Annotated in this window: 11 protein-coding genes; 4 read left to right on the plus strand and 7 right to left on the minus strand. The window is 60.5% G+C overall.

All coding sequences use genetic code 11. The features are described from left to right. Positions 1-114: 114 nt before the first annotated feature. Complete coding sequence (locus G5287_RS08360; RefSeq protein WP_227341591.1) at positions 115-1,548, minus strand: DUF2867 domain-containing protein; 1,434 nt, start codon at positions 1,546-1,548, stop codon at positions 115-117. 159 nt (positions 1,549-1,707) lie between these two features. Between G5287_RS08360 and G5287_RS08365 the strand changes: the two genes are divergently transcribed. Next, positions 1,708-2,799, plus strand: coding sequence for a hypothetical protein (locus G5287_RS08365; protein ID WP_421231140.1), 1,092 nt, complete (start codon positions 1,708-1,710; stop codon positions 2,797-2,799). Positions 2,800-2,865: 66 nt separating this feature from the next. Here G5287_RS08365 and priA read toward each other — a convergent pair whose 3' ends face one another. Continuing rightward, positions 2,866-5,073 (minus strand): primosomal protein N', encoded by a 2,208-nt coding sequence (priA, locus tag G5287_RS08370; RefSeq protein ID WP_421231141.1) that lies wholly within the window; start codon positions 5,071-5,073, stop codon positions 2,866-2,868. A gap of 147 nt (positions 5,074-5,220) precedes the next feature. On the opposite strand from priA, the gene rpmE reads away from it, so the two are divergent. Further along, positions 5,221-5,436, plus strand: a complete 216-nt coding sequence (rpmE, locus tag G5287_RS08375; protein WP_005340673.1) for a 50S ribosomal protein L31 — start codon at positions 5,221-5,223, stop codon at positions 5,434-5,436. 100 nt (positions 5,437-5,536) lie between these two features. Here the strand turns inward: rpmE and G5287_RS08380 are convergent, their stop codons facing one another. Next, the gene (locus tag G5287_RS08380) at positions 5,537-6,187 is read right to left on the minus strand and encodes a chromophore lyase CpcT/CpeT (RefSeq protein ID WP_227341594.1); all 651 of its coding nucleotides are present in this window, start codon (positions 6,185-6,187) and stop codon (positions 5,537-5,539) included. Positions 6,188-6,309: 122 nt separating this feature from the next. Continuing rightward, positions 6,310-8,163 (minus strand): methyl-accepting chemotaxis protein, encoded by a 1,854-nt coding sequence (locus G5287_RS08385; RefSeq protein ID WP_227341595.1) that lies wholly within the window; start codon positions 8,161-8,163, stop codon positions 6,310-6,312. A 146-nt stretch (positions 8,164-8,309) separates the two neighbouring features. Here G5287_RS08385 and rraA point away from each other — a divergent pair, with 146 nt between their 5' ends. Further along, entirely contained in the window at positions 8,310-8,795 is a 486-nt protein-coding gene (gene rraA / locus G5287_RS08390; RefSeq protein ID WP_005340678.1) for a ribonuclease E activity regulator RraA, read from the plus strand. Between the two features lie 269 nt (positions 8,796-9,064). On the opposite strand, the gene G5287_RS08395 is transcribed toward rraA, so the two are convergent. The 3 genes from G5287_RS08395 to G5287_RS08405 form a co-directional block, all read right to left on the minus strand. Then, positions 9,065-9,739, minus strand: coding sequence for a 7-cyano-7-deazaguanine/7-aminomethyl-7-deazaguanine transporter (locus G5287_RS08395; RefSeq protein ID WP_201906102.1), 675 nt, complete (start codon positions 9,737-9,739; stop codon positions 9,065-9,067). Between the two features lie 159 nt (positions 9,740-9,898). Further along, positions 9,899-10,186, minus strand: a complete 288-nt coding sequence (locus G5287_RS08400; RefSeq protein ID WP_421231142.1) for a DUF3630 family protein — start codon at positions 10,184-10,186, stop codon at positions 9,899-9,901. Between the two features lie 10 nt (positions 10,187-10,196). Continuing rightward, positions 10,197-11,624: a protein adenylyltransferase SelO gene (locus G5287_RS08405; protein WP_421231143.1), complete on the minus strand. Its 1,428-nt coding sequence runs from the start codon at positions 11,622-11,624 to the stop codon at positions 10,197-10,199. A gap of 105 nt (positions 11,625-11,729) precedes the next feature. Between G5287_RS08405 and G5287_RS08410 the strand changes: the two genes are divergently transcribed. Next, positions 11,730-12,032, plus strand: coding sequence for a c-type cytochrome (locus G5287_RS08410; RefSeq protein ID WP_421172444.1), 303 nt, complete (start codon positions 11,730-11,732; stop codon positions 12,030-12,032). The last annotated feature ends 55 nt before the right edge of the window (positions 12,033-12,087 follow it).

Below are 12,087 nucleotides of genomic sequence, written 5' to 3' on the forward strand. Positions count from 1 at the left end.
ATGCCAGCCTTTGCCATGAGACGCCTACCACTATCTGCCATAACCTGGCATGGCGGCCGCATAAAAAATGCCCCGAATGGGGCACTCTATCAGCGGGGATAGTGTGAAGAGGGGTTAATCCATCACCGGGATACCTGCCCTGGCTTCGGCCTGACGGGCGATGGCCTCTGTCATCCCCTGAAAAATGAAGAGGTGGAACGGCAGCATGGCGAGCCAGTAAGCCAGCCCCCAGGCGCCCTGCGGGTGCCAGTGAGCGGTGACCCGGATGCGGGTCAACCCGGACTCCTCCGGCAGGATGTTGAACTCCAGCCGCCCGACGCCCGGGGCCTTCATGTTGAACAAGAGATCGAGCCTGCGCCCCTCATCCACCCCGAGGATCTGCCAAGAGTCGAGCATGTCACCCTTCACGAAGCGATCCGGATTGGTGCGACCACGGGTGCGGGCCGGGCCGCCAATCAGGTGATCCATCCATTCGCGCACCACCCACAGCTCGTTCATGTAGAAGTAGCGCTGCTCCCCCCCCAGCTGCTGCAACACCTGCCACACCACCTCGGGGGAGGCGAGGCAGATGGCCTCGCCGCTGGCGGTACGGTCATAGAAACCATATTCGGGATGGCGCCAGCGCAGGCCGAGGGGGGTCTCCTGCCCCTGCTGCTCGGCACCCAGCTTCTGCTCCAGCGCCAGACTCTCCGCCAGCGCCTCGTCGAAGCTGAGCAGGGTCTGCGGCAGCAAGGCGCGCAGCGGGCCGTCATCGGCCGGGATGTCGTGCTTGAGACCGCCCACCAGCGCCTTGGCTACCGGTTGCGGCACCGAGGTAACAAACTGCAGCCACCAGGCGGAGAGGCGCGGGCTCAGAAACGGGATGGGAATGATGGGGCAGCGCTTGCCGATATGGGCGGCGAACTTCTGCAACTGCTGCTGATAGCTGAGCAGCTCGGGGCCGACCGCGTTGAAGATGCGCCCATCCACCTCGTCTGCCTCTACCAGCCCGCCCAGATAGTGCAACAGGTTGGACAGCGCAATCGGCGGCGTGCGCGAGCGCACCCATTTGGGCGTCACCATCATCGGCAGGTTGAACACCAGATCCCGCATCACCTCGAACGCCGCCGAACCGGGCCCGATGATGATGCCGGCGCGCAGCTCCACCGTCGGTACGCCAGATTCGCGAAACAACTCGCCACAGTAGCGGCGGGAGTTGAGATGGCGGCTGTTGCACTGTTCAGGCTGGATTGCCCCGAGATAGATGATACGGCGCACCCCGGCAGCACGGGCGGCGGCAGCAAAATTCTTTACCCCCTGCTGCTCCAGCCGGTGAAAATCGGCCCCCGCCCCCATGGCATGCACCAGATAGAAGACTGTGTCTATGTTCGCCAGCGCAGGCAGCAGTGTGATCGGCTTGAGGCTGTCGGCGAGGCGAAACTCGACCCCCTCAGGCAAGCGGCAGGGACGGCGCGCCCCGGCAATCACCTTGTAGCCTAGGGTTTGCAGGTGGGGCACCAGATAGGAGCCTATATAGCCCGCCGCCCCCATCACCAGACAGTTTCTCATCCTCTCTCCCCTTTCCATTGTCGTCCCGGCCACCGGGCTGGCAACCTGAATGCCCATCATCCAGCCTCACCGTCACTTTGCAACATGGAACTAACAATTCTGCCTGTTAGTCCGATTTAGTGTTAATCCCGGTTTATTTATCGGTCGATAACTGACCAGATGTATAGCGCCGAGGGCGAACGTATGCGCATCGACCACTACGACCTCCAGGGGGAGGTGCAATACCGGCAACAACAGGCCCAGAGCCGCAAGGTGCGCAATCTTGGGCCAGTGCCACCCGTAGTTAATCCACCGGAAGGCAACAATACGGCAGCGGCCGGCGAACGCAGCAGCACCCTGACCCTCGCCAGCGCCCTGACGCTGCAAACCCCGAGGCAATCCGCCGCCAGTCAGCAAGCTTCAACGCCTCCCACACCGCCCGCAGCGGAAGTCGGCAAAGAGCAGGATGGCATTCCCGACGATGGACTGGATAACCGCCAGCGGCTGATCAAGCTGATGATCGAGGCGATGCTGGGCCACGAAATCGAGCTGCCCAAGCCGATCAAACCCTCCGAAGAAGGAGGCGATGGAGTGACCCAAGGAGACGCCGCTGCTCAAGCCGCCGAGCCGGATCAACTGGTGGAGGTGACTGACACCCTGCTGCAACAGGAGCAGCTCAACGTGGTGGCATCGGCCAGCGTAGCGACTCAAGATGGTCAGACTATGCAGCTCGATCTCGGCTTTGTGCTCGACTGGCGTCAACTGGAGGTGAGCCAGCGGCGCACCACCCTCAATGCCCTCAAGGATCCGCTGGTGCTGAGTCTGGATGGCAAGATTGCCGATCTGACCGAGGCACGGGTCACTTTCGATATCGATCAGGATGGCAAGGAGGATAGCCTGCCGGGTCTGCGGGAAGGGAGCGGCTTTGTGGCGCTGGATCGCAATGGCAACGGCACCATAGACGATGGGGGCGAGCTGTTCGGTGCCCGCTCCGGCAATGGCTTCGGCGAGTTGGCCACCCTAGATGAGGATGGCAACGGGGTGCTGGATGAGGGGGATAGCCAGTTTTCAGCCCTGCAGTTCTGGCATCCGGATCACGCCCCCATCGCTCTGGTGGAGCTGGGGATCGGCGCCATCCTGCTGCGCCCCCTCGACACCCCCTTCAACCATCTGGGGGAGAGCGGCAATCAGGGGGTGCTGCGCCAATCCGGCCTCTATCTCACCGAACAGGGTAAAGGAGGCTGGGTGCAGCAGATCGATCTGCGGGTCTGAGCCTTGAAATGAAATCACCCATCGGTCGCTGACGATAACTGCCAGCGACCGGCTCCGGTGCCACCATCAACTCAGCTCGGTGGGGTCGATATCCAGACTCCAGCGCACCTTTTTGGTCTCGGGCCAGCCTTCCAGCTCCTTCACCACCCAGTCCAGCAGTTGGGCCAGCGGTGCCCGGCTCGGCCCCTGCACCAGCAACTGCATGCGAAATTTGCCCGCCTTGCGCTCCATAAAGCCGCTGATGGGCCCCAGCACCTGAACGTTGGGATAGCGGGCGCTGCGCAGGGTATCGGCGAGGCGGGCGAGGAACAGCTGCACCTCGTCGCGGCCGTTGGCCTCGGCGCGGAACAGCCCCTGATAGCTGAAGGGTGGCAGCCCCAGCAGGCGGCGCTCTTTCAACGCCGTATCGGCGAAGTGGCCGTAGCCATTCTGGGTCAGATCCTGCAGCAGGGCGTGCTCCGGATGGTGGCTCTGCAGCACTACCAACCCGGGTTTGCTGGCGCGACCGGCGCGGCCCGCCACCTGGGTGTAGAGCTGGGCCAGTTTCTCGGCGGCGCGAAAATCGGCGCTGAACAGGGCAGCATCCACATCCAGCAGACCCACCAGCGTCACATCCGGGAAGTGGTGGCCCTTGGCCAGCATCTGGGTGCCGATCAGGATCTTGTACTTGCCCGCCTTGATGTCGCCGAGATGGGTCTCCAGCTCCCCCTTGCGACGGGTGTTGTCCCGATCGATGCGCACCACCGGATATTGTGGGAAAACCGTGGTAAGCAGCTGTTCCAGCTGCTCGGTGCCCACTCCCGAGCCGATCAGTTCGTTGCTGCCACACTCGGGGCAGTGGTGGGGCAAGGGGCGCACGCTGTCACAGTGGTGGCAGTGCAGCCGTCGTCCGGCCTGATGCCAGGTGTACCAGGCGTCGCAGCGCTCGCAGGCGGCGCTCCAGCCGCACTGGTGGCAAATCAGAGCCGAGGCATAGCCACGGCGGTTGAGAAACAGCATCACCTGATTGCCCGCCGCCAGATGCTCTGCCATCAGCTGCTCCAGCTGGGGGGAAAGCCCGGCCTGCAACCGCACGTTTTTGATATCGAGGATCACCTGACGGGCGGTCTGGGCATTGCCGGCGCGGCGAGTCAGGGTGAGGTGGTGATACTTGCCGGTGCGGGCGTTGTGCAATGTCTCCAGCGACGGGGTAGCCGAGCCAAGCAGGATGGGGATACCGGCACGATGAGCCCGCATCACCGCCAGATCTCGCGCGTGGTAGCGAAAACCGTCCTGCTGCTTGAAAGAGCCGTCGTGCTCTTCGTCGATGATGATGATGCCGAGGTTGTGAAACGGGGTGAACACCGCCGAGCGGGTGCCGATCAGGATGGCGGCGCCGCCGTCGCGGCAGGCGAGCCAGGCGTCGAGCCGTTCCCGATCGTTCATGGCGGAGTTCATCGCTACCACCGGCACGTTAAAGCGGCGCCGGAAGCGGTTGATGGTCTGCGGGGTGAGACCGATCTCCGGAACCATCACCAGCGCCTGCTTGCCCGCCTTGAGCAAGGGCTCAAGGATGCTTAAATACACCTCGGTTTTGCCGGAGCCGGTAATGCCATCCAGCAGGAAGGCACCGAACTTGTCGCTCTGGCTGGTAACGGCAGAGACAGCCAGCGCCTGCTCGCCATTGAGGCGCAGCCCCTCCCCCGGTTCAAAACGGGCGGCCCAGTCGCCGTCATGGCTTGGCTCCAGCGAGCGCTTCTCCAGCAGCCCCTTCTTCTCCAGCGCGGTGAGAGCGGAGCTCTGGATCTCCTCCTGCTTGAGGGCAGAGGGGGTCTGCGGCCCTTTGCGCAGCAGGGCGAGCGCTTGCTGCTGCTTGGCCGCCCGCTTGAGCTCGTTAAGGTCGATGGCCATGCCCGCCTCGGTGGTAAACCAGAACTCCAGCTCCCGATAGGCGGCTGGCTCCCCCTTGCGCACCAACACCGGCAGGGCATGGGGCAGCACTTCCCCCAGCGGATGCTGGTAGTAGCTGGCGCTCCAGTTCATCAGCGCCAGAATATCCGGCCCCAGCACCGGAGCCGTGTCCAATACCCGTTTGATGGGCTTGAGCTTGTTGCGGGGCACCTGGCTGTCGGCCGGATGATCCACCACCAGCCCGACCAGGGTCTGGGGACCGAAAGGGATCTCGACCCGGCAACCGGGGGCAGGTAACGGCAGGGGAGAGAGATAGTCGAAGTGACGGCGTAACGGTACCGGGACAGCGACACGAACCAGATCCAGCGTTTGGGAAGAATTCACCAGGGGTTGCCTATTTTTTCTGCGAAGCCACTTGCCTGATCTCAGGCATTTCCTATATTATTCGCAGCCTTTGAAACTGTGTTCAACAATCGTGTGGTGTCCGACAAGAGATCGGATGGCGACACGGCCTATTAATTGAGGTTGTCCATGAAAGCTGGTATCCATCCTGACTACGTAGCCATCACCGCCAAGTGCTCTTGCGGTAACGTCATCAACACTTTCTCTACCATCGGTAAAGATCTGAACCTGGACGTGTGCTCCGAGTGCCACCCGTTCTACACCGGCAAGCAGAAAGAAGTTTCTAGCGGCGGCCGCGTAGACAAGTTCAACAAGCGTTTCGGTGCGATGACCACCAAGAAGTAATTTTACTTCTGAAGAATTCTGAAAAAGGCGCCCATCGGGCGCCTTTTTTACGATCCCTGTTTTTCATCCTTCATGTTCCCGCAGCCAGACGTACTCTCCCCTACTGACCAAACCCCTTGGAACGACGCAAATAGACATACCCCTCACCCGGGCTGCCCCAGCGCGGACTCCCTGCGTTGTCATAGGCGCGATCCAGCAATCTGACGCTATCGGGGCCAATCCAGATATGCTGCACCAGCGTTGTGGCACCGCCAAAATCGGTGGAGCAGTGGCCCACCCGGGTGTGACCGGCATATTCGCCGGAGGGAGTGCGTGTCAGCCAGATCTCACAACCGTGGCGCAAGGAGAGCTGCTGCGGGGTCAGACTGTCGAGCAGGCCGGGATCATGCCAGGCACCGGCAAAATCGGTGGCACGGGGCATGGTCAGCTCTGCCATCAGGATCCGCCCGTCAGGGGCGGGTGAGAAGCGATAAATACGCTGGCGAAAGGGGCGGACGGAGCGCATGCTCAGATACTGCTCGGCATAGACCCAGCGATAGCCCTGATAGCCGGGCCAAATCTCCATCAGACGCAGCTCGGCACTGGTAAAGCGGCTGTCGTAACTGGCCTGCTCCCGGCTCGTAAAGGCCCCGTTGAACCAGCTGAGCAGCGGTTCCATACCGGGCTTGAGTGGGGTAGCCTGAGGCGCCGAGCCTGCCAACACCAGACAGGAACAGAGCAGCCCGAATACGGCCACCAGCAACTTTGCCATCGAATCCTTCCGAATCATCATAGTGGCGGCGATTATATGAGCGAATTACCCCAATAACAGCCATTACGATCAAATCATTGCCACTCTGGTGCAAAAACCTCACAAGGATGCCAGTCCGCTCACTAAACCCGATATTTTGCCACCGCCTTGTTGAGCAGCTGGGCCTGCTCGTTGAGACCCTCGCTGGATCTCGCATTTTCCTCTGCCATGATGCTCGACTCCTGGGCGATGTCGCGGATGTTGTTGACGTTGCGGTTCACCTCGTTGGCCACCAGACTCTGCTGTTCGATGGCGGCGGCAATCTGGGTGCTCATGTCCATGATGTTGGTAACATCCTGAGTGATCTGCCCCAGCAACTCCCCTGCGGTACTGGCCTGATCCGAGCTGCGGTTGCCCTGCTCGCGGCAGGTCGCCATTACCTCGACGATGCTGCCGGTCTGTTTCTGCAGCGAGCTGATGATGCCGGCAATCTCCTGGGTCGATTTCTGGGTACGGATGGCCAGATTGCGCACCTCATCGGCCACCACTGCAAAGCCGCGCCCCTGATCCCCTGCCCTGGCTGCTTCTATGGCCGCGTTGAGGGCCAGCAGGTTGGTCTGCTCGGCAATGCCGCGGATCACGTCAAGCACGGAGCCGATGGTCTCGCTCTCTTTTTGCAGCTGGCTCACCTCGCGGGATGAACTCTCCAGATTGCCCGCCAGCGAGCGGATCTGCTCGACAGTATTCTCGACCGCAGCCCGCCCCTCCATCGCCTTGTTGTTGGTCGCCTGCGCATTGTTGGCCGCCTGCTCGGTGTTGCGGGCGATCTCTTCGATGGTGGAGCCCATCTCGGTGGACGCGGTCGCCACCATGTCGGTTTCCTGCAGCTGGCGCGCGGCCCCTTCACTGGTGCGTTTGACGTTGGCTGAGAGGTGATCCGCCGCTTCGGTCAGGGTGTGCACGCTCTGCTTCACATCGCCAATCAGGTTGCGAAACCCGCCCAGCATCACGTCGAGATTACCTGCCAGCTGGGCCATTTCATCTGCCCCGCGCAACTCTATCTTCAGACGCAGGTCATTATCCTGACGAATGCGGTTGACGGTATCATTCACCTGAGTAATGGGACGGTCGATGCTGCGCCCCAGCAACACGCTCATGATGGCGATCAGCACCACAATCACCCCGCCACAGACCAGCATCAGGCTGTTGAGGCGAGCGCTCTGCCGCTCCAGCTCAGCGACAATGTGCTGATCGACGGCGGCAAACCCCTGTTCGGTCTGATGCACCAGATCCCGCATCTGGTTACGCAGCCCCTCATCCTCTTTCAGCCCCAGTATCTGCATCCCCTGCACCAGCGCCACAAAGTCCTGCCGGTACTGCTTGCTTGCCTGCTCCAGCTTGCCGCGACCCGCCTCCGGCAAAGTGGCAAGGCTATCCTGAAAACTCTTGTGCAAGGTCTCGAAACGCTCCAGATACTGGATGTCGGAGCGCAGCATGAAGTCCTTCTCCGCCCGCCTCAGTTGCAGCATGGTGATGAGCAACCCCTGCTGATCCAGCTGCTTGAGCCCATTCTCCACCTCATGTACCGCCGCCCGCAGCTTGCCATAGAGCCCCTCCTCCGGCCCCAGACCAATCTTCTGCTGCTGGGCCACCAGATCGTTGAAGGCTTTGCCATAGCCGCTGATCTGCTGATCCAGTCTGGTCAGCTCCCCCTCAACGGCCGTCAGATTGTCATCGGTCACCAGCTCCCGATTGTGCTGGTGAAAGTCAGACAGCCCCTGATTGAAGCGCTCAACGAAGGTCATATCCTTGCGGATCAGAAAATCCTTCTCGGCCCGCCGCAGGTTGAGCATGGCGATCTCCAGCTGATCGATATTGCGCTGGGCTTCGGTCAGATGACGGTGCACCTGGCTGGAGTAGATAAACAGGCCGCTCAGTACCAGCATGGCAACGGCAACCAGCACGGTATTCAGGATCAACTTATGACGGATAAGCACGATGGACCTCTCGCAAACTGGCAGTGAACTGCATTGAGCTTATGCAGAAAAGCGGCGACAGGTGATCTGTGCAAGGAATATTCATTGAAATGCCACACCCACTCCTTATACTGGTTGCACCTGTTTCCAGCCGTGGATTTGACACTATGGAATACAATACTTCTGAACTGTGCGACATCTATCAGGACATGGTGGATGTGCTTGAACCCATGCTCTGCTCCTTCGGCGGCCGCGCCTCTTTCGGCGGCGTCATCACCACCGTCAAATGCTTCGAATCGAATGGCCTGATCCGTGAGCTCGTCAAAGAGAACGGACTGGGACGCGTCTTGCTGATCGATGGTGGTGGCTCCATGCGCCGAGCTCTGATCGACAGCGACATCGCCACCACGGCGGCAGAGAACGATTGGGAAGGGATTGTCTGCTACGGCTGCGTCCGCGAAGTCGATATTCTGGAAGATCTGGATATCGGTATTCAGGCACTGGCAGCCATTCCGGTCGGTGCCGACAGCAAGGATGTAGGGGAGACCGATCTGCCGGTCAACTTCGGTGGCGTGACCTTCCTGCCTGACGACCACCTCTACGCCGATACCACAGGGGTGATCCTCTCCCCCGAGGCACTCGATATCGAGTAAGCCACAGACAGCGTGACGACGGGAGCCTTGGCTCCCGTTTTTTATGTCTGCAACTTGCTGAAAAATGACCAAAAAAGAGGGCCAGATAAACTGGCCCTTAACTGGAAGCAATGTGAGCAATGTCGTGCCTTCACAAGAAGTCCATCACGTTGGAACGAATGAAGTCTTTCCCGGAAAACAAGTTAACAATAATCATTCTCATTTAACTAGGCAAGCGCTATTTGCAGAAAGTGCAAAAAATTGACCACCGCGAAGGGTGGTCAATCTGGTCAGGCTTGCCGGGTGGCCGTTTGCAGGCTGGATAATCCGACCTCGCCCACCAGCTTGCGGCTGAGGTAACGCAACAAGACACCGTAGAGCGGCACGAACAAACCAAGGCTTATCAGCAACTTGAATACGTAATCGACGGTTGCGATCTCGACCCAGTGCTCTGCCATGAAAGGATCTGTGGTGCGCCAGAAGGCCACACTGAAGAAAGCGATGGTATCGACCAGATTACCGAACAGGGTGGAGGCCGCTGGTGCAATCCACCACTGCTTGAGCAGACGCAGGCGGTTGAACACCACCACATCCATGAACTGCCCTACCAGATAGGCCATAAAGCTGGCCAGCGCGATACGCGCTACGAACAGGTTGAACTCGGCCAGATGACCAACACCCTGGAAGCTCCCTTCGAAGAAGAGCACAGAGAGCGCATAGGAGACCGCCAGCGCAGGCAGCATCACGGTCTGGATAATCTTGCGTGCCAGACCGGCACCGAAGATCCGCACTGTCAGGTCGGTCGCCAGGAAGATAAACGGGAAGCTGAACGCACCCCAGGTGGTATGGAAGCCAAACACGGTGATCGGCAGCTGCACCAGATAGTTGCTGCTGGCAATGATCAGAATGTGGAACAACGACAGGCGAACGAGCGCCGTTTGGTACTGCGCAGGGGTCAGATTCATCTTGTGACCTTTTTGGTTAATGGGGTTAGGGAACCCATATCGCCACCATTGGCGATAATCGAGGGGCGAGATTATACGCCCCAAAACCGATAGTTCAATCTTTATGCGATTACGCTTGTCCAGGTTGGCCTGCGACAAAGCAGGCCTTGTGGGCGATAGTCACGCCTTGTGCTGTCTGGCGAGCCAGAGCAGCGCCTCCCGATCCACCGGGCGCACCGCCTCCAGCCAGCAGCCGCTGTAGTGTTCGTACTCCAGCCGAAACTGGCTCTCTTCAAACTCCAGCAACCAGCTATGGCGGTCGGCCCCCGCATCCTGCTCGAGCGGCTGCAGCTCCCACTCTCGCAGCAAGGCCTGCGCCAACAGCGGGAACGTGTCCCAGTCGAGTGCCGGACAATCCAGCGTCACCACGCCAGCTTCGCTATCTACCTGTTTGATTTGCCAACTCATTCCCTGTCTCTCAGCTACTGCAGGAGAGCTCACCACCGCAATACCATGCCGGAGTCGGGGTGGCGAGATCCTCATATTCGGGTTGTTCATCATAGGGGTGCTGCAAGGCGGCGAACAGCCGCTCGAACGGCTGCATATCCCCTGCGTCGGCGGCGTCGATCACCTGCTGGGCCAGCGCATTGCGCAGCACATACTTGGGGTTGATGGCATCCATCTGCGCCTTGCGCACGGCATCCTCGCTGCCTTCGCGCATCAGCCGCGCCCGATAGCGTTCCAGCCACGCCTGCCAACCCACTGGTTCAGGCAACAGGGCCAGCAGAGATGCAGGCCCCCCCCCCTCTTGCGTCACCTCACCGAGACGGCGAAGGAACAGGTGGTAATCCACTTTGTTAGCCGCCAGCAACCGGAACAGCTCGCGGAACAGAGCCGGGTCATCCTCCTCCCACACCGCCAGCCCGAGTTTGGCCCGCATCAGTTCGGAGTAGTGCAGCATCAGCTGTTGCTCGTACTGGGCCAACGCTGCAGCCAGCGCATCACCGTCTACATGGCCAGCCAGCGCCTGCGCCAGTTTTTGCAGATTCCAGTAACCGACCGCGGGCTGCTGATCCAGCGCGTAGCGGCCCGCAGGGTCCGAGTGGTTGCAGACAAAATCGGGCACGTAGGCATCGATAAAGCCGTATGGCCCGTAATCCAGCGTCAAGCCGAGCAGCGACATGTTGTCGGTATTCATTACCCCGTGACAGAACCCCGCAGCCTGCCATTTGGCAATCAACCGCGCGGTGCGGCGCACCACTTCGGCAAACAGTTCGGCGCCACTCTCCAGCTCGGGGAAGTGGTGGCGCAGCAGATAGTCGATGAGTGGCGGGATCTTCTCTCCCTGCCCGCTCCAGGCGAAATACTCGATATGGCCGAAGCGCAGATGGCTGGGGGCGGTGCGCAGCACGGTCGCCCCGGTCTCCACCTGCTCGCGATAAACAGGCTCCTGACTGCCCACCAGCACCAGCGCTCGCGTGGTCGGGATGCCGAGAGCATGGAGCGCCTCGGAGGCGAGATACTCGCGAATACTGGAGCGCAGCACGGCGCGACCGTCACCAAAACGGGAGAACGGCGTCTTCCCTGCCCCCTTCAGGTGGAGATCCCAGCGCTGGCCATCCGGCGCCAGCTGCTCACCCAGCAGCAGCGCGCGACCATCCCCAAGCCGCGGGCTATAACCCCCAAACTGATGGCCCGCATAGACCTGCGCTACCGGCTGCATGCCTGGCAGCACTTTTCCCTCGCCACAACAGGCGATCCAGTCAGCCTTGCTGACGCCTCCCAGCCCCAACTCATCCAGCAAAGCCCGGTTGAGATGAAGCAACCGGGGCTGCTGCAGCGGCTGGGGGACCATGGGTTCACAGGCCCAGGGCAACTCGGTCGCAAAAGTGTTGATCAGCTTCATGGTTGTGCCATTCGTCCCTGCGTATGCTCGTGTCACTCTTTATACTGCCGTCAGCCATGCTTGCGCTAACTGGCAACCATCATTTTTCAATTCAAGGAGAAGAAGATGCAAAAATGGGTATATGCCCTGCCCTTGCTGGCACTGGCGTGGGGTCATCAGGCCAAGGCTGCCGATATAGAAGCCGGCAAAGCCAAGGCAGCGGCCTGTGCCGCCTGTCACGGCGTGGAAGGCAAGGCAATGATCCCCAACTATCCCCATCTGGCGGGTCAGAATGCCGCCTATCTGGTGAAACAGTTGAAAGCGTTCAAGGATGGCACCCGCAAAGAGCCCTTGATGGACCCCTTCATGGCGCCGCTGACCGATGCGGATATCGACAATCTGGCGGCCTTCTACGCCAGCCTGAAATAACCTCGCGTCTGACCCCAGGTTCTTCCGAGCCGCGCTTACCGTGGTCGATTAGGCT

Source organism: Aeromonas sp. 603079, assembly GCF_049172135.1.
In the GTDB taxonomy this organism is placed as follows: Bacteria; Pseudomonadota; Gammaproteobacteria; order Enterobacterales; family Aeromonadaceae; genus Aeromonas; species Aeromonas veronii.

What these genes read in the sequence shown, in the direction of transcription:
- rpmE (WP_005340673.1), top strand. Translation starts at nt 5,221, where the DNA reads ATGAAAGCTGGTATCCATCCTGACTACGTAGCCATCACCGCCAAGTGC.
- G5287_RS08410 (WP_421172444.1), top strand. Translation starts at nt 11,730, where the DNA reads ATGCAAAAATGGGTATATGCCCTGCCCTTGCTGGCACTGGCGTGGGGT.
- G5287_RS08400 (WP_421231142.1), bottom strand. Translation starts at nt 10,186, where the DNA reads ATGAGTTGGCAAATCAAACAGGTAGATAGCGAAGCTGGCGTGGTGACG.
- G5287_RS08405 (WP_421231143.1), bottom strand. Translation starts at nt 11,624, where the DNA reads ATGAAGCTGATCAACACTTTTGCGACCGAGTTGCCCTGGGCCTGTGAA.
- G5287_RS08395 (WP_201906102.1), bottom strand. Translation starts at nt 9,739, where the DNA reads ATGAATCTGACCCCTGCGCAGTACCAAACGGCGCTCGTTCGCCTGTCG.
- G5287_RS08380 (WP_227341594.1), bottom strand. Translation starts at nt 6,187, where the DNA reads ATGGCAAAGTTGCTGGTGGCCGTATTCGGGCTGCTCTGTTCCTGTCTG.
- G5287_RS08365 (WP_421231140.1), top strand. Translation starts at nt 1,708, where the DNA reads ATGTATAGCGCCGAGGGCGAACGTATGCGCATCGACCACTACGACCTC.
- G5287_RS08360 (WP_227341591.1), bottom strand. Translation starts at nt 1,548, where the DNA reads ATGAGAAACTGTCTGGTGATGGGGGCGGCGGGCTATATAGGCTCCTAT.
- rraA (WP_005340678.1), top strand. Translation starts at nt 8,310, where the DNA reads ATGGAATACAATACTTCTGAACTGTGCGACATCTATCAGGACATGGTG.